This is a genomic window from Chryseobacterium sp. POE27 (assembly GCF_039727685.1).
In the GTDB taxonomy this organism is placed as follows: Bacteria; Bacteroidota; Bacteroidia; order Flavobacteriales; family Weeksellaceae; genus Chryseobacterium.
This window is the reverse complement of the sequence record NZ_CP152475.1, coordinates 1186729-1204481: the sequence shown is the minus strand read 5'-3', so window position 1 is coordinate 1204481 and position 17753 is coordinate 1186729. Positions and strand designations below refer to the sequence as shown.

Below are 17753 nucleotides of genomic sequence, written 5' to 3'. Positions count from 1 at the left end.
AAATATTTAATTATATTTGTATCAGAAATTAAAAAGTAACAAAATGCAACTTTCAGAAGCAAAAGAAAAATATATTCAGACCTGGGGAACGTTGGCAACCAATTGGGGAATCAACAGAACGATGGCACAAGTTCATGCTTTGCTTTTAGCTGAAGGAAAGCCGCTTTCTACGGATGAAGTGATGGAGAAACTTTCGGTTTCAAGAGGAAATGTCAATATGAATATCCGGAATTTAATGGATTGGGGGTTGGTAAGAAAAGAGCTTGTAAAGGGTGACCGTAAGGAATATTTTGTGGCGGAAAGAGATATGTGGTATTTATTTAAACAGCTGGTAAAAGAGCGTAAGAAAAGAGAAATTGAACCGGTTTTAAATTCAATCTCCGAATTGAAAAATATTGATGAAAAAACGGAAGAGGCACAGAAGTTTACCGCTTTATTGGAAGAAATGGAAAATGTAACCGGTAAAGTATTCAGCATTATGGATCTGGCCATAAAAAGCGACGATCACTGGCTGGTCGGCAAAATTACCAGCTTATTGAAATAGAAAGGGACAATGATCCTTTTTTATTTCAGTTAAACTTTCAAAAATTACTGAAAATATAAAAATTACAAGATGTTTAATATTGTTTCATATATCATCTTTCTGGCAGCCAGCTTTTATATTACCATAGATGTCGGAAGAAGATGCTATCATGCAGGAAAGCCGTATCTGGAATATCTTATTCATGATACAGATCTTTGTCTCACGATCAACAGAATACTTTTAGGTTGCTATTATCTGATCAATCTTGGGTATATCGCGATCAGCCTTACGAGCTGGAACAGGGTAGAATCTATTGAGCAGTTGCTTACGGTAACGGCAATTCGTGTTGGAAATATTATGCTGATTCTTTGTGTTCTGCATTACCTCAACATTTTTACTCTCTATGTTTTAAGAAAAAATTTAACTCTAAAATAAACTATTATGACAGCAACCATCTTAACCACCGCAACGTACAATTTTTCAGCTTACATGATTTATTTACCTATCGTAATAACGCTTACTGTTTTTGTATCGCAGTTTCTATTTAGGAATTCAAAAACTTTTATGATTGACATTTTTCATCAGAAAGAGGACATTGCCATGGCAACGAATTCATTGTTCAAAATAGGGTTTTATCTCCTGAATATAGGCTTTGCGCTCTGCATTATTGAGTTTTACAGAATAGAAACTCTTGAAAGTCTCGTAGTAGATATGAGCGAAAAGATTGGTAAATTTTCAATTTATCTCGGAATAATGATGCTTCTCAATCTTCTTCTTTTTCTAAAAGGCCGCAAACATGCCATCAACAAAGAAAAACAAATCAGAAATGAAAACACTCATATTTAAAATCTGGATGTATTTCACATTCAAACTACAAAACAAAAGAACAAGAGGAGATTTTTTAAACCTTTAAACTAGTAGCCATGAAAATTTTACTAAAATATGATTTACGGATCCAGCAGACGGTAATCTTTCTTTTTATCATAACATTATTAAAACATTAACCATCAATAATATGAACTTCCTAAAAGCCGAATGGCGAAAATTAGCAATCATCAATTACGAGATCAATTCTGATATACTTTTAGAATATCTACCAAAAGGTACTGAACTTGATTATTATCAGGGAAAATGTTACGTTAGTTTAGTGGGATTTATGTTTTTGAACACAAAATTGCTAGGACTTCCAATACCTTTTCACAGAAATTTCGAAGAAGTAAATTTGAGATTTTACGTTAAGAAAAAAGAACATGACAAGTGGAAAAGAGGAGTGGTTTTTATCAAAGAAATTGTTCCAAAGCAAGCTTTGAGCCTTGTCGCTAATTTAGTTTATAAAGAAAGTTACAAAACAATGCCGATGAAAAATGTAATTCATGAAAAAGGAGAAGAATTACTGATAAAATATTCATGGAAAAATAAAAACTGGCAGTCTATCGAAATTATTGCTGAAAATAGGCCCTTAAAAATGGAATTTAATTCTGAATTTGAGTTTATCACTGAGCATTATTTTGGTTTCACAAAAAAAGAAAATAAAACTTCAGAATATGAAGTCTGCCATCCGAAATGGGATTATTATATTGTGAAAAATCATCAACTTCATATAGATTTTAAAGCAAATTATGGGAAGCATTTTGAATGTTTAAATCGTCAGAAACCTATTTCTGTAATGCTTGCAGAAGGTTCTGAAATTGAAGTGAAAACAAAGAAGTATTTAGCTTAATGGAAATAATAACCATATTATAGATATTTGTCAATAAGTAATATTTAACAAAATTAATGAAAATAATCATCGCTGCCGGAACTGGATTTCTCGGGAAAAATCTTGAAACATATTTTGCAAATAAAGGTCATGAGGTTATTATCCTCACCCGAAATCCAAATCGATCAAATGAATATCATTGGGATGGCAACACTTTAGGAGAATGGAAAAATCTTTTTGAAAATGCAGATGTTTTAATCAACCTGGCAGGAAAGTCAGTCGATTGCAGATATACTGACAAAAACAAAAAGGAAATTTATGATTCAAGAGTCAACAGTACAAAAATTCTTCAAAAAGCTGTTGATCAATGCATCAATAAACCTAAAGTTTGGCTGAATGCCAGTTCGGCAACAATTTATATTCACTCGGAAACTCATCTGAATACTGAGGAAAATGGAATTATAGGCGATGATTTTTCGATGAATATCTGTAAAAGCTGGGAAAAAGAATTTTTCAAACAGGAAATAGAAAATGTAAGAAAAGTTACTTTGCGGACTTCCATCGTATTAGGAAATAACGGCGGGGCCTTTCCAAAACTTAAAATGATTACGAGGTTAGGTCTGGGCGGAAAGCAGGGTAGAGGAAACCAAAATGTAAGCTGGATCCATATTCATGATTTCTGTAAGGTTGTTGAGTTTATCATTGATTGTAAAACTATGTCGGGCCCCATTAATGTAACTGCTCCGAATCCTTTATCCAATGAGCTTTTCATGAATAAGCTAAGAAGTGAAATGAAGATTCCATTTGGATTAAATGCTTCTATCTGGCAGTTGGAATTTGCCTCCCTATTTTTAAAAACCGAAACAGAATTATTATTAAAAAGCAGAAATGTTTATCCTCAGAAGTTGGTTGAAAGTGGTTTTACATTTTCATATCCTGATGTTGAAAGGGTGTTTATGAATTTATTATCCCAGAACTATTAATTGATTACAGAAATGTTTATTTCATCAGCAATAATTATTGGAAAGAGCCCGGCATAAAACCAAACTCTCTCCTCTAATAATTAAGTTTTCTCTAGAATTCTTGATATACTATATCTCACCAAGGGGGAGATTATTTTTTTCTTTATATGTTGTCAGAATTAACACACCTTCATAATTACTTCGCTTTGTTCCCTGCAAAATAATAGTATCCTTACTGCAAAAAAAGTATTTTACTGGTATTCCTATGATAATACCCGCTTACCGGATTTCTTTCAGAATCTATACTAACTGTTGAATCATTGACAATAAACCATTTTTCAGGATTATACATATCACTTTTGGGTATAGTATCCAAATTTTTAGTGGTTGAATTATTAATATATTGTACTTGTTTTCCATCCTTAAAAAACTCTTTTACCCTATATGGATAAAACGAATGGTCTTCATCAATACTATAACAATACCATTTTTTGCTATTTTCTCCTGCAAAAATTGACTGTATTTTTTCTTGCTTATTTTCTTTACATGAAAGAATAATAAACATTAACAAAAGTAAATTAATCGTACAGACTTGTAATACCTTCATAGGTTTTTATAGGATAATAGTTGTCATTTAATTGAGGTTTACTGTTGGTAATGTACTTCCGCCCGATATAGGTTATAAAAGCTCCTCCTGTATTTTTGAATTGACTCATCCAAAAAATATAATAATTGTTGGAAAGAGTCCGGCGTAAAACCCGAACTCTTTCTAAATATTGTCTAGTTTGTCTAAAGAATGATATAATCGGTTACAATAAATTTATAGTTCTAACTAATAATAAATCAAATTCTTGAACCATCGTAGTAATTACTTTTTTATCTTTATATTTTGTAAGAATTAACACACCTTCATAATTATTACGTTTTGTTCCCTGCAAAATAATAGTATCTTTATTGTAATAAAGTATCTTCCGATTGTCCTTGTGATAATATCCGCTTTTAGGATTTCTTACAGAACCAATAGCAACAACAGAATCATTGATAATAAACCATTTTTCAGGATTATACATATCACTTTTAGGTATAGTATCCAAATTCTTAGTTGTAGAATTATTGATATATTGTATCTGTCTTCCGTCTCTAAAAAACTCTTTTACCCGAAAAGGATAAAACCCTTGAGCATAATGTACACTGTCAATGCTATAGGCATACCATTTTTTGCTATTTTCTCCTGCAAAAACTGACTGTATTTTCTCTTGCTTATTTTCTTTACATGAAAAAATTATAAAAACTAATGCTAGTAAATTAATCTTGGGGATTTTTAATGTCTTCATAGGTTTGTGTAGGATAAAAATTTCCGTTTACTTCAGGAGTAATTGTTGTACTTTGTGGTAAACTATTTCCCCCATTATATGTATTTATATAAACACCTCCTGTATTTTTTGAATTATATGTATCAATCATATTCATATGGTTTTTACCATAACTGGATTCTTTGTCTGCTGCATTAAGAACATGCTGAGAAAAACTTTGCGCCTGTCCCGCTCTATAGCTCTCAGTTGTCTTGCCAAAATCAGGATGCATCGCTTCTCTTAAATAAACTTTTGAATGATCTACAAAGGTATAATCATCAGAGTTAATATTTTCATTTTTATGTCCAAATTTACCCCCTTCATGATTTAAGGTAGATCTGATATTGTATGCATCATCATATACTCCTTCTCTTAAAGATTTTGTATTAAAGAAAATGTTTCCACGCCCATTTGTGTGGGCAGATCCACTTGGTCCCTTATACACTCCAGTGTATCCGGACATTCCTTTTTCGCTGGCATAATGTGATAATAAATTTGAAACAGCTTTAGTTGTTCCACGACGACTGTAATCTAATTGTGATAAACTCGCAGCACCTGTATTGCCCTTCAACTGAGATAGTTTTGTGGCAGAACTATTAGTATGTATAACAACATTATTAGTTTTTTTATTATCTGTACCAATATATCGTCCATATTTGTTAAAATGATCATCGGTAGGAGCCATTCCATCCGGATCAATAAATCTGATTGGGTTATCAAATGTGTATGTGTATGGTGACCATCTTCTCATCTTCTCCGACAATGGATCTACAACACCCCATCTCCCAATATCCGGCATATAAAACCTCGTACCGTAATCATACATACCGGTCTCCTGTAGCTCCTTACCATTGTATTTGTAAGAATACAACCCTCCTAAGTTAGACGTTCCAAAACTATTTGCAATATGGTTCATTCCAAAAGCATAGTAATTATTGGTATCCGTAATTTCCAGTGCGCCACTGCTGTTTTTAGCATAGCTCACCCTTGCATTTCCCAAATGATCTCTGTACTGGTAAATATAGCGGTTTTCCGTGAAACTGTAAAACCCTTCTGCGGTCGGTACAAAATCAAGCTTCCATGTCGGCGTTAATGTACCCGGAGTGATCGGATCAACAATGATTGGACCTTTAAAAGCTTCTTTTTCATAAGCCACATTCGTCCGGCACCAAAGGCACTGGGTAACCTCTGAATAACTATACTGAAAACCATCCAGATAATCCGTAATGTTAGTAGTAATCGTAGGATTTGCTTTGCTCCCGCCACTACTATACGTTTTGCGGACTTTAGTTCCATCCGCCCTGTACAAATAGTCTAAGCCGAAACTCGTAGAAGTTCCGCTAAAGGGATTCGCTTGAGTAATGGAATAAGAATCAGGTAAATTTAAATGATTGTAAGTAATCCCCTGAATCCCTTTGTCCTTCATAGTAATCATGCTTCCGTTCAGATTATAATCAATGACATTGTTGCCACCCTCATAGCCGGTATCATTTAATGCATTTTCAATGATTTTATCAAGACGGTTGCCTGTGTATTGATAATCAAGATCATCCACCTTTGTTGCTGTAGGAGAATAGACCTGCGGGGCGTAACGTTTCAGGTTTGAGATATTTCCATTTAGATCATACGTTAAATATTCATCAAAATTACCACTAATCCCGGTACTGGGTTCTTTATAGAAAGCATTGGTAAGCCTATTAAGTTTATCATAGGTATAGTCGTATCTTTTTAAAAGATTCTCAGAACCATTATTCCAGTCGATCTCAGCAATATTACCATTGAATCTAGCAGGAGCGATGCTCGGGTTTTCCGGATTGTTGTATTTTATTTCATACCCGAATAATTTACCATTCAAATTAGCAGGATCATTAGTTTTCGTCATCCATCCCCGGATATTGTAGCTATAACTGATATCCTGAAGCGGAACAGAAGGAGATACCCCTCCAACTTTCTTCCCCGAAAGCTGCGAAAGCTCATTGTAACTGTTCTGGGCTAAGTATTCCACAGGGTTACTATCCACTTGGTGGGTATGGGTCAATAATCTGTTCTGCGGATCATAGGTAAAGTTCTCAGTAATCACCCTGTCGGTATCGGTATCGAATCGTTTGTGGCGGGTGATACTCTGCTGAACCACTCCTGCAAAATCAAGCTTTGATTCTACCTTTGTTCGTCCTCCTAAATGATTGATCGAGTAGCTTCCTATAACTCTTCCTTTTTTGTCGTAGTAGGTGTAGTTTTTCGTCCAGTTATTGTCCTCTATGTTTTTAACCAGGCTCATGACCGGAAGGCTTTTAGTACTTAATCCTTCTGCCGTTGGAGTATCGGTCAATGTAGTTTCTCCCAGAATGTTTGTCGGAAAAGAAGGGTTAAAACTGTAAGTAGGATAAGTGTCGTAATAATTGACAGACAACAAAACATAATTCGTCTGTGGGTAGGCAGAATTGGTAGTGTAATACACATCCATTCCTGTATTGTTGAAACTTGATGCTGTTCTTATTTCATTATTGGAACCTACTCCTTCTACGGCTACTACCTGTTGGGCTCTGCCCGGGGGACTGTCTAAAATACCGGTATAAATTGGTCTTGAAAACTGATCGTATTTTGTAAAAAGCCATTTGCCCTGACCTTCCAGCACAGTATCACGAGTAAGAACCAGCCGGTCCTGTTTATCATACACCATATATTCCCAGCCTTTGCCGGGAAGTTTCTTTTCTACCAGACGGTTCCGGCCGTCGTATCTGTATTGGTAACAAAGATCTTTTAATACAGAATCGTCAACCATATCTCCGTCACCAAGTCCCATCTCAGTTAAAAGATTCACTGCTTTCGGAGGAATTACAAAAGCCAGCTGGTTGTACTCATTATACACATAATACGTATCTGCTTTTTCCGTGGCACTGAGCATTTTTCTCACTAACAGAACCTGTCCTTCTCCATTCTTAAATTCAATGGTCTGGTTGCCGTCTTCATCTGTCACTGTGTTTTTATACAACTTGGCATCACCATAAACAGAACTTTGAGTGACGGTACTTTTAGTGGCGCCGTTTTCCCAGGTGGTTATCGTGGTATATTTTTTCACCTCATCCGCTGCAATGTTCGCATCATAGCCAAATTGTACCGGCTTATCATTCCAGGCAGTTCCCACCTGTTTCTGTTGCAGAATCCTGTCCAACGGAGAGTTTTCCAGGATTTTCTCTGCAAAGATCTTCTCCGAACCGTAAAGGGTGGGTTGGGAGGCATTACTCAATGGTGATGTGTAAATGGCTCCGTTTTGTGTTCCTTGTTGAGGAACCGGAAGGTAATCTTTCACCTGCCTTCCGAAGCCATCATATTCGATATGGATTACTACATCTTTTCCCTGCGGGGAAGCTTTGACATTCACTACCTGCTTGGGTCTTCCCAAGCCGTCGAAATACTGGATGGTTTCTGAGGTTTTGGTTGCTGTGGTTCCGTTATAATCTAAATACGTTTTGCTGTAAATGTAATTTTCTGTGGTACTTGATTGGTTCTGGGCATGAGAAAACCCGGACAACAGCAAAGCACCTATAGGAATTAATATTTTTTTCATCGGTATTAGTTTTTGTAATTGTATTTGAATTCTTTTAACAGCTTTCCGGTCTGGCTGCCTTCTCTGATTTCCATTAATCTGTTAGCAGAATCATATAAATAAACTTCACGGATTCCTGAAGGAGGGGTGATGCTCGTTACACCTATTAAGGGATCATACGTGTACGTCGTAATTTGAGTTAATACCAAAAAAGGACTTTTATGTATTTTGTCTAATGCAATAATTAAAGAATCTTCACTTGTACTATCAATATCAATATTTGATTTTTGACAAATCTCTAGGGCATTATAATTTAAGATATTGTCGTCCATTCCTAATACATCCATTAAGCCTATATAAGATATGCCCTCTACTTTTAAAATAGGTAATGTCTGATTATAGCCATATATTATAGTTACCGGGATTCCATCTTTGGTAGTGTATTGCACCAAATTACCTTTTAAGTCATATTGATTATAGGTGATATCTGTTTCATAAATTTCATTAGGAGAATTGATTAAATTTGTTGGTACTAAGTCTTGTTGTGATGGTTGTAACTGTTGATGTCCAAGCCAGTATTTGCTAAAACTCAATTTTGTTTTTGAAACAGGAATATTATTATGGTAATTTGTTGTTAACAATGGAATCCCCACCATATATTTTTGTATAAAATCTCCGCCCCCTGTATAAACATCGTTTGCATATTGGTATTGCATTTTATTAGTTGTACCATCTGGATAAGATGTTGTAATAGTTTTTAAATTATTGAAATTAGTGGTGTCGAAATAGTCTTTACTAATATTTGTTATCAATTTTTCTCCACTATCTAAAATTAGAGTTTGTTTTTCACCAATATTGTTAAACCATCTACTAGTTAAGGTATATCTATTTACAGAAAAAGCCTGTAAATTGGTAGAATAATATGAATTCATTCCCCAGTACTCTGGCCAATAATCTCGATCTACTACATAATTTTCTTCAATTAAATTATTTGATACTTTATAATTGAAATCTGTAATTCGTTTTATACGGTATATATTATTTATGATTTCTCCCTCAATTTTACTTTGTAATAAATTAGCATTCCAACTATTGTCAAATACAGGAAGGAAAGAATTACTATATCCCCATATCGGTACGGCAGGATGATCTTCGATAACATTATATATGCTGGTCTTAAATCTCTTATCAATTACTTCTGTGACTGTATTATAGGCAATGAAACTTTCTTGGAAAGCATTAATATCATACCTTTTATTCGAATTTATTTTATAAAATTGATATCTGTAATAGCAAAGATCACCATTCGCTGGACCTTGGCTACATGTTGTATGTCCTGAATTATAACCATCAGTTAAGAATCCCCCAAAAGAGTCATCTTCAGAAAAAAACGAAGATACATTGCTGAAATTTAAATTATTGGATGCAGAATCTATTACAGCTCTATTATATAAATATCTTTTCGTTATAATGTTTCCGGTTAAATCCTTTATTTCTATTTTATTGGGACGAACACCATAGAAGTTTGTTTCAACTGTGTCAGAATCTTTAAGTATTGTATTAGGCTCATATAGAATCTCTTCAATTCCTTTTGTTGGGTAGGTAATACGTTTTAGAAGACCATATGAATTGTATGGAAAGAAAGACGATCGTATCCCAGATGGAAAGGAATTTATAGTTAATGGATTGGGGCTTCCACCACTTATTTGAGCAAGCATATTACTTATATATTCTTTGGGAAGAAGATTTGGATTTATTCTTCCATTATAAATTCCTGCAAAATCTTGTCCGTACGAAAATCTTGATGGTATTTCGGAAAGATTATTATAATCAAATGTATAAACTTCTTCTTGGTTTAATCCTACTTTAATATTTTTTAAAAAACTCCTGACAGCTGTGGAATTTCCAAGCTCTATATAAGTGGGTGACTGTATATAATTTCCTATTTTGTAATAATCAAATTTTACTTTATTCACAACTACTCCAACTGAATTTTTAATTTCAATTTGATCAAAAAATTTACCTGGAATATCATCCCTTTCATTATATAAAAAATCTATCGCAAAATCTGTTGATTGTATTTTTTTAATGTATTTGGTAGAAAAGTCTTTTATTGTCACACAATGACTATCATTTATAAAAGACTCATATTGACTCATTTGTCCACCAGGGAAATTTACTGCTATGTCATTGGAATATATTCCCCATTTAATATTTTTTGATTGGGAAAAATTCTCAGGATAACTATTATCTACGGTATCATACGTGAAGTTAATAGTATTTGTAGAATTTGCATTTTCTATCTTTGTCAAAAACCATGCTGTTTTAATACGTGGATGATAAGCTTCAGGGTCACAAAAGGTATTGGAAGAAGATTCCTCAATATTATTATTTTGTCCGTAATAATATTTTACACCGTCTTTTGCAGTAATTATAAAATATGATAAATCTGTTTCAAAAATATCAATTTTTACTTTTTCACTATAATTTAAAAGACACGCTTTACCATCCTTAATTATAAAACTTCCATTAAAATCGTTAATATTGAAATAAAAAACATCTGATTCTCCATCCTTTCCAGCTGTATTATTATTAACCTTTGCTTCATAAATATCATTAATTGTTAAATAATCATTTAATGTAAAATCAGATAGATGGTTAACTTTTTGAGAATATTCATCTGGTTGCCCTCTTACGGATCGATAAATTACAGAAGTGAAATTGGGACTCCATAATAATCCTAATGCTCCTCCCCAATCATTTAATTTAAGTCCATTACTAGAATATGAAATATTTAAATCATAATTTAATTTTCCACTTTTTAAACTAGTAAGATTAATCGTTTTATTGAGTCTACCTTTATTATCAACTTCTGCATATTGAATTGGTTGTCCGAAGTACTTTGTAGAAACTGAAGGTTCTAAAGCTTCATCCATAAAAACCTTGTTTTGCGAAAAACAATAATTAGTAAGTTGAATTATTAGTATGAATAATATTTTTTTCATTTATATTTATTTTTTAATCAATTTAGCACTTACTGTTTTGTTATCACTAGTTTTCACGCTCACTAAATACGCTCCCTGAACCAGCGCCTGCGTATTGATCTTCGTAACTTTATTCTTCGTTTTCAGACTCTGCAACTGCCTTCCTCCCATATCATACATTACAATATCCGCTTCTTTAAAATCAAATCCTATCTCCACATACGCATAATCAGATACAGGATTCGGATAGATCTTAATATCCTGCTTCTCGATCAGCTGGTCAATCTGTTTATCCCCAAGTTTCACAATCTTCCAGTTCTCTTTGCCCAGTTCTTCTGCACTCGTTCCGGCCAGTACGATCGAACCATCTCTGTTGAGTTTAATATCCGAAAGTCTTTCCTCCTTCTTCCTCGATTCACCTTTGACGTGTTTTCTCCACTGCTCATTTCCATTATGATCCAGGTACAGCATCCAGAATGTTTCATCATCACTTTCTATTCTTCCTTCCGCCTGCGTGTAGCCGCCCAGCAAAATCCCTTTGGTCAGGTTGCCGGATTCCCCTCCTCTGGAGGGGCTAGGGGAGGATATCACACTCATCCCCATCAGCACATCCCTGTTTTTAAAATTGTAGGATTTCTGCCAAATTTCTTCCCCTCTTTCATCAAGAGAGATCAGCCATAAATCGGTTCCTTCTTCGATGCCGACGGTTTTATTTCCTGATCTTTCTGATCTTGATTCTCCGCCGATTAAGTAGCCTGTTGAAGTCAAAGCCAATGTTCTTAAATGATCGTCGCCTTTTCCACCAAAATTCTTTTCCCATTCCACCTTTCCGTCCTTATTCAGCTTAATGATCCAATAGTCACCCTCACCGAAATTGTTGGTAGTTTTTGGTTGATAGTTGATGGTTTTACTACTTCCTGCTTCCATCTTCACGCTTCCAGTCACTGCACCGCTTCTGGAATACACGCCCAATAATACTCCGCCATCTTTTGTCGGAATCATTTTCTCCACCTCATCCAATCCTTTTCCACCTAAAATGAGTTGTGATAATTCTTTTCCGTTTTTATCCAGCCGTACCACCAGAACATCTTTAGAACCATAGCCTGCTGTTCCCTTCGAGAGCCTCAGGGAACTTTGATCCGTTGATCCGCCAGTTGCCTTAGCGGAGCCGAAGGCAACATTCCCCGCCACAAAAAATCCCATATCCGTGGTCTGAATCACCGCTCTGGCTTCTTCATCTGAAGCACCACCAATGGTTTTCTGCCACAATTCATCCCCAAATTCATTGATGCGGATCAGCCAGATATCCGAACCTCCTTTGGAATCCTCTTTTTTATCCAGGCCTTTTCCGGAAAAAGAAGTGCCGGCTAACAAAAACCCACCTTCTTGGGTATTCACTGTTGCTGATAAAAAATCATGATTTTGACCCGAGAAATACTTTTCCCAGACTTCTTCTCCCTGCTGATTCAATTTTATCAAATGATAGTCGTAACCGTTATTTTGTTTTTGGTTGATGGTTGACGGTTGGTTGTTGTTGGACTTAATACCGCTTCCGGTTATCAGATACTGCTGATCGATGGTCGTGGTAATCTGGGAAAGAAAATCCTGCGTTGCAGATTTGATGTCTTTCTGCCAGATGACTTCCTGGGCAGAAACGCTCAGGAATGTGCATAAAATGAATGCACTTGAGTAGAATCTTTTCATACGTAGTGTTTGAAAGAGTTAAAGATTATTGTTTTGTGTGATGAAGTTATTTTAAGAAATCAAAAAACTATTTGTTCTTAAAAAAGAGGAGCAATCATGAAAAATTGCCTGAATAGAAATGGTCGTTATCATGGTTTGTTTTTAATTTTTCAAGTTTTGGATTCAAATAGTAACCTGTTATGCAAAACTAGTTCTCTTAAACGACAAATCATGTCGTGTTATTATAATAGATGCATTTTTTGCTTTTAAGGTTGGATAATATTCTTTACATCCGAAGCGAAATTATAAAAAAATATGATATCAGAATCATAGATTACAAAGAATTTACACTAACAAGAAAATGCTGAAAAGAATTGTTATGAATAATATTTACAGATGGTTTTCAACAGATTGCTTTTATTCTTATTCCAGTGAAATTTAACAAAAATTAATCTCCCATAAAGCTATTTTAATAAAAACAGGCCAACGAAAGATAATTACAAAAATTCTGAAAAGATGATCAGATTTGTTCGACAATCCTTCGGGTGTTCTTCGGAAGTTCTTCGGAAAAAGTACCGTTTTCCCGAAGCCGACCCGAAGGTGATCCGAAGAAGACCCGAAGAAAGTACCCCGGAAACCGGTCAAAATGCGTCAAAAAGCGTCAAAACCGGTCATAGCTTTCATAAATCATCAACAACTTGTGGATTCATCAAAGGATGATTAAATTAGCAAAAACTAAACTTCATGTTCATCAGCCCTAAAACTAAAACCGTATTTCTTTCGTCTTTACTCATTTCATCTGTATTTTTTTCACAGGCTCATAATGTTTCCGAAGGCTATCAGAAACCTACGGATCCGCTGGTAGTTCAAAATCTTGAAAATTGGCAGGATCTGAAATTCGGGCTTTTCATGCATTGGGGAACCTACAGCCAATGGGGAATTGTCGAAAGCTGGAGCCTCTGTCCGGAAGACGAATCGTGGACGCAAAGAAAGCCGGAACATGGAAAATCGTACTACGAATATGTGAAAAATTATGAAAATCTTCAGACGACTTTTAATCCTGTTCAGTTTAATCCTCAAAAATGGGCAGACGCTGTAAAAAAAGCGGGAATGAAATACGTGGTTTTTACCACGAAACATCACGATGGTTTTGCTATGTTTGATACGCAACAATCTGATTATAAAATTACTTCTACGAAAACACCTTTTTCCAAAAATCCGAAAGCAGATGTTACGAAAGAGATTTTTAATACCTTCAGAAAAGAGGGTTTTAAAATTGGCGCATATTTTTCAAAACCCGACTGGCATTCGGATGATTACTGGTGGCCGTATTTTCCGCCGAAAGACCGTAACGTAAATTATGATCCTAAAAAATACCCGGAAAGATGGAATAATTTTAAGAATTTTACCTTTAATCAGCTGAATGAAATCACTTCAAACTATGGTAAAATAGATATTCTCTGGCTGGATGGCGGTTGGGTTCGCCCATTTCATACCATTGATCCGAATGTCGAATGGCAACGTACGATTAAAGTCGAACAGGATATTGATATGGACAAAATCGGCACAATGGCCCGAAAAAATCAACCCGGAATTATCATTGTAGACCGCACCGTTACCGGAAAATGGGAGAATTATGTAACGCCCGAACAAGCTGTTCCCGAAAAAGCACTTTCAATCCCTTGGGAGAGCTGCATCACAATGGGAGACTCGTTTTCATACGTTCCAAATGACAATTATAAATCATCTCAGAAAATCATTGAAACATTGGTGAAAATTATTTCAGGAGGCGGTAATTATCTGATGAATATTGCGCCCGGACCCAACGGAGATTACGATCCGGTTGTTTATGAAAGGTTAAAAGAGATTTCCGGTTGGATGGATCAAAACCAGTCTGCCGTTTTTGCGACAAGAAGTGTAGCGCCTTATCACGATGGAAATTTTTACTATACCCAAAGCAAAGACGGAAAAACAATGAATATTTTTCATTTAGATGAAAAAACAAATTATGAATCTCCATCAATATTAAATTTTATCATTCCGGAGAATTTTAAACCGAAATCACTGAAAGTTTTAGGGTTAAAAAATAAAATTCAGTGGAAAAGATCAGGAAATACAATTAAAGTTGATGTACCAAAAGAAAGAATTCAGTTAAAATATTCAACTGTAATCCAGATGAGACAATAGTTAAAACTTATTTTAAACTAAATTATTTTCGTGATGCGTTGTAAATTCCGATTTAAAATCATAGCAATTTCATTATTGAGTTCTGCGTTTATCTCAGCTCAAAAACCATTATATAAAGATCCAAAACAACCTGTTGAAGCCAGAGTTCAGGATTTATTAAAAAGAATGACTCCTGAAGAAAAGTTCTGGCAATGCTTTATGATTCCCGGAGATCTCGATAATATTCCTAAAGGACAGTATGTGCACGGAATTTTCGGATTGCAGGTGAGCGCCGGAAACCAGGGAGGCGGAGCAGCGGGACAAATGCTGACTTATAATGCCAATGAAGATGCAGAAAGATTAGCTAAAAAGATCAATGCGATACAGAAATGTTTTGTGGAAGAGTCACGGTTGGGAATTCCTATTATTCCTTTTGATGAAGCGCTACATGGCTTAATGCGGGAAGGAGCTACGGCTTTTCCACAGGCCATCGGTTTGTCGGCTACATTTAATCCGGAACTGATGAAAGCGGTTTCTGCCGCAATCGCTAAAGAATCGAAATTGAGAGGAATTCGTCAGATCCTGACACCGGTTGTCAATTTAGCAAATGATGTCCGTTGGGGAAGAACCGAGGAAACCTATGGCGAAGATCCATTCCTGACTTCTGTGATGGGCGTAAGTTTTGTCAGTTCCTTTGAAAAGAACGGCATTATTACTACCCCAAAACATTTTCTGGCCAATGTAGGAGAAGGAGGAAGAGATTCGTATCCTATCCACTGGAGCAAAAGGTATCTGGATGAAACTCATTTAATTCCATTTGAAAAAGCCTTTCATCAGGGGAAAAGCCGTTCGGTAATGACTTCGTATAATCTGCTGGATGGAAGACCTTCAACGGCTAATCACTGGCTGCTGACCGATAAATTGAAAAAAGAATGGAATTTTAAAGGCTTTGTCATCAGTGATGCCAGTGCGGTAGGAGGAGCCAATGTCCTGCATTTTACGGCAAAAGATTATGATGATGCTTCTGCACAGGCCATTAATGCAGGTCTTGATGTAATTTTTCAAACCGAATATCAACATTATAAATTGTTCATTCCGCCGTTTCTGGATGGTAGAATTTCAAAGGAAAGAATTGATGATGCGGTGGCAAGGGTTTTACGGGCGAAATTTGAGTTAGGCTTATTTGAAAATCCATATGTTTCCGATAAAGATATTGAAGAATTAAAGAGAATTAATCATAAACCTTTGGCTGAAAAAGCAGCTCTTGAATCGTTTGTTTTGCTTCAGAATAACAATAAAACGCTTCCGATTTCTGGAAATTACAAAAAGATTTTGGTAGTAGGAACCGATGCTGCTGATGCGAGATTAGGTGGTTATTCAGGGCCGGGAAATAAAAAAAGTGAGTATTTTGGATGGAATTAAAAATTTCGTTAAAAATAAAAATATTGAAATAACGTATTCAAAAGGAATCGACTGGAACCTGAAGAAGTTTGTAACTGTTCCTGCTGAGTTTTTATCCTCTGAAAATCAAAAAGGATTAAAAGAAATGTATTTTTCTAATCCTGAATTAAAAGGTAATTCCGTTTTTGAAAAACAAGACGAACAGTTGAATTTTAAATGGACTTTATATTCCCCGGATCCTGAAAAGCTACAGACTGATAACTACAGCGTCCGCTGGACAGGAAAACTGAAAGCACCCAATTCCGGAAAATATCAGTTGGGATTACGCGGGAATGATGGTTTCAGATTGTTTTTAAATGGAAAATTACTGATCGACAACTGGGAAAAGTTGAGCTATTCAACCAAAACAATTGACATGGATTTTGTGAAAGATCAACAATATGATATTACCGTAGAATTTTATGAAAACAGGGGAGAGGCGAATATTGAACTGATCTGGAATTTCGGACTGAATGACGGGCAAAAAGATTTTAATGATGCTTTAAAACTCGCTCAAGATGCAGATTACATCATTGTAACCGCTGGAATTCACGAAGGGGAATTTCAGGACCGGTCTTCGCTCAGCCTTCCCGGAAATCAGGAACAATTTATTCATGAAGTTTCAAAACTAAATAAACCGGCAACCGTGATTTTAGTAGGGGGGTTCTGCTATAAAAACGACCGATTGGAAAGATAAAGTCGGAGCAATTTTAGACGTCTGGTATCCGGGAGAAGAGGGCGGAAATGCGGTGGCCAAAGTTCTTTTCGGGGCAGAAAATCCGTCCGGGAAATTGCCCGTTACATTTCCAATTGAAGAAGGGCAGTTGCCTTTAGCTTACAATCATCATCCGACCGGAAGAGGAAACGATTATTATGATCTGAGTGGTGAGCCTCTGTACCCTTTTGGTTTCGGACTGAGCTATACGACTTTCGAAATTTCTGATTTATATTTAAACAAAGCAAAATTTACCGCTAAGGACACAATCATTGCCAAAGTAACTATAAAAAATACAGGTTTAAAAGCGGGAAGCGAAGTCGTTCAGCTGTATGTGAAAGACTTGCTGGCTTCGGTTTCCAGACCGGTTATCGAGTTGAAAGGTTTCCAGAAAGTATATTTAAAACCCGGAGAATCAAAACAAGTTTCGATTGAAGTTCCTGTGAAAGAATTACAATTTTTAGACGAGAAAATGAACTGGATTGTTGAAAAGGGAACGTACAGAATTTTTGTTGGGAATTCTTCAAAAAATCTTCCTTTGAAACAGAATGTTGAGGTTGAGTGATAATTAACTTCAAAAAAAGTAATCAGCAACGTCATTTAATATTCATTATTATCAACAGGATTTTTTTAAGATCAATGAGTCTGTAAAAATGTATTTTCTAAGGAATGGTTTTTGCAA

General features: G+C 35.5%; 16 protein-coding genes. 10 read left to right on the top strand and 6 right to left on the bottom strand.

Annotated features, from left to right (window positions below):
- Positions 1 to 43 precede the first annotated feature (43 nt).
- The 5 genes from AAHI02_RS05555 to AAHI02_RS05535 all read left to right on the top strand — a co-directional run bounded on the left by AAHI02_RS05555 (position 44) and on the right by AAHI02_RS05535 (position 3205).
- Complete coding sequence (locus tag AAHI02_RS05555; protein ID WP_346985814.1) at positions 44 to 544, top strand: helix-turn-helix domain-containing protein; 501 nt, start codon at positions 44 to 46, stop codon at positions 542 to 544.
- A 69-nt stretch (positions 545 to 613) separates the two neighbouring features.
- On the top strand, positions 614 to 958 hold the full coding sequence (locus AAHI02_RS05550) for a hypothetical protein (protein ID WP_346985813.1): 345 nt from the start codon (positions 614 to 616) through the stop codon (positions 956 to 958).
- A 6-nt stretch (positions 959 to 964) separates the two neighbouring features.
- On the top strand, positions 965 to 1369 hold the full coding sequence (locus tag AAHI02_RS05545) for a hypothetical protein (RefSeq protein WP_346985812.1): 405 nt from the start codon (positions 965 to 967) through the stop codon (positions 1367 to 1369).
- Between the two features lie 169 nt (positions 1370 to 1538).
- On the top strand, positions 1539 to 2243 hold the full coding sequence (locus tag AAHI02_RS05540) for a DUF2071 domain-containing protein (RefSeq protein ID WP_346985811.1): 705 nt from the start codon (positions 1539 to 1541) through the stop codon (positions 2241 to 2243).
- Between the two features lie 56 nt (positions 2244 to 2299).
- Positions 2300 to 3205: a TIGR01777 family oxidoreductase gene (locus AAHI02_RS05535; RefSeq protein ID WP_346985810.1), complete on the top strand. Its 906-nt coding sequence runs from the start codon at positions 2300 to 2302 to the stop codon at positions 3203 to 3205.
- Positions 3206 to 3416: 211 nt separating this feature from the next.
- On the opposite strand, the gene AAHI02_RS05530 is transcribed toward AAHI02_RS05535, so the two are convergent.
- From AAHI02_RS05530 to AAHI02_RS05505, 6 genes are all read right to left on the bottom strand, one after another.
- Positions 3417 to 3791 carry a hypothetical protein gene (locus tag AAHI02_RS05530; RefSeq protein ID WP_346985809.1) on the bottom strand — a complete coding sequence of 125 codons (375 nt, stop codon included), beginning with the start codon at positions 3789 to 3791 and terminating at the stop codon, positions 3417 to 3419.
- Positions 3763 to 3900, bottom strand: coding sequence for a hypothetical protein (locus tag AAHI02_RS05525; RefSeq protein WP_346985808.1), 138 nt, complete (start codon positions 3898 to 3900; stop codon positions 3763 to 3765). Before AAHI02_RS05525 ends, AAHI02_RS05530 begins: the two co-directional genes overlap by 29 nt.
- A 93-nt stretch (positions 3901 to 3993) precedes the next feature.
- Entirely contained in the window at positions 3994 to 4518 is a 525-nt protein-coding gene (locus tag AAHI02_RS05520) for a hypothetical protein (RefSeq protein WP_346985807.1), read from the bottom strand.
- The gene (locus AAHI02_RS05515; protein ID WP_346985806.1) at positions 4490 to 8104 is read right to left on the bottom strand and encodes a DUF6443 domain-containing protein; all 3615 of its coding nucleotides are present in this window, start codon (positions 8102 to 8104) and stop codon (positions 4490 to 4492) included. Before AAHI02_RS05515 ends, AAHI02_RS05520 begins: the two co-directional genes overlap by 29 nt.
- A gap of 5 nt (positions 8105 to 8109) precedes the next feature.
- A complete protein-coding gene (locus tag AAHI02_RS05510) occupies positions 8110 to 11088 on the bottom strand; it encodes a hypothetical protein (RefSeq protein WP_346985805.1) in 2979 nt (992 codons plus the stop codon).
- 6 nt (positions 11089 to 11094) lie between these two features.
- Positions 11095 to 12771: a T9SS type A sorting domain-containing protein gene (locus tag AAHI02_RS05505; RefSeq protein WP_346985804.1), complete on the bottom strand. Its 1677-nt coding sequence runs from the start codon at positions 12769 to 12771 to the stop codon at positions 11095 to 11097.
- 495 nt (positions 12772 to 13266) lie between these two features.
- On the opposite strand from AAHI02_RS05505, the gene AAHI02_RS05500 reads away from it, so the two are divergent.
- Genes AAHI02_RS05500 through AAHI02_RS05480 form a run of 5 tightly spaced genes read left to right on the top strand, consistent with a single transcriptional unit; the run spans position 13267 to position 17636 of the window.
- Complete coding sequence (locus tag AAHI02_RS05500; RefSeq protein ID WP_346985803.1) at positions 13267 to 13470, top strand: hypothetical protein; 204 nt, start codon at positions 13267 to 13269, stop codon at positions 13468 to 13470.
- A gap of 24 nt (positions 13471 to 13494) precedes the next feature.
- Positions 13495 to 14937 carry an alpha-L-fucosidase gene (locus tag AAHI02_RS05495; protein WP_346985802.1) on the top strand — a complete coding sequence of 481 codons (1443 nt, stop codon included), beginning with the start codon at positions 13495 to 13497 and terminating at the stop codon, positions 14935 to 14937.
- 33 nt (positions 14938 to 14970) lie between these two features.
- Positions 14971 to 16338, top strand: a complete 1368-nt coding sequence (locus AAHI02_RS05490) for a glycoside hydrolase family 3 protein (RefSeq protein WP_346985801.1) — start codon at positions 14971 to 14973, stop codon at positions 16336 to 16338.
- The gene (locus AAHI02_RS05485) at positions 16316 to 17053 is read left to right on the top strand and encodes a PA14 domain-containing protein (protein ID WP_346985800.1); all 738 of its coding nucleotides are present in this window, start codon (positions 16316 to 16318) and stop codon (positions 17051 to 17053) included. The genes AAHI02_RS05490 and AAHI02_RS05485 overlap by 23 nt, the downstream gene beginning before the upstream one ends.
- Entirely contained in the window at positions 17028 to 17636 is a 609-nt protein-coding gene (locus AAHI02_RS05480) for a fibronectin type III-like domain-contianing protein (RefSeq protein WP_346986594.1), read from the top strand. The genes AAHI02_RS05485 and AAHI02_RS05480 overlap by 26 nt, the downstream gene beginning before the upstream one ends.
- The last annotated feature ends 117 nt before the right edge of the window (positions 17637 to 17753 follow it).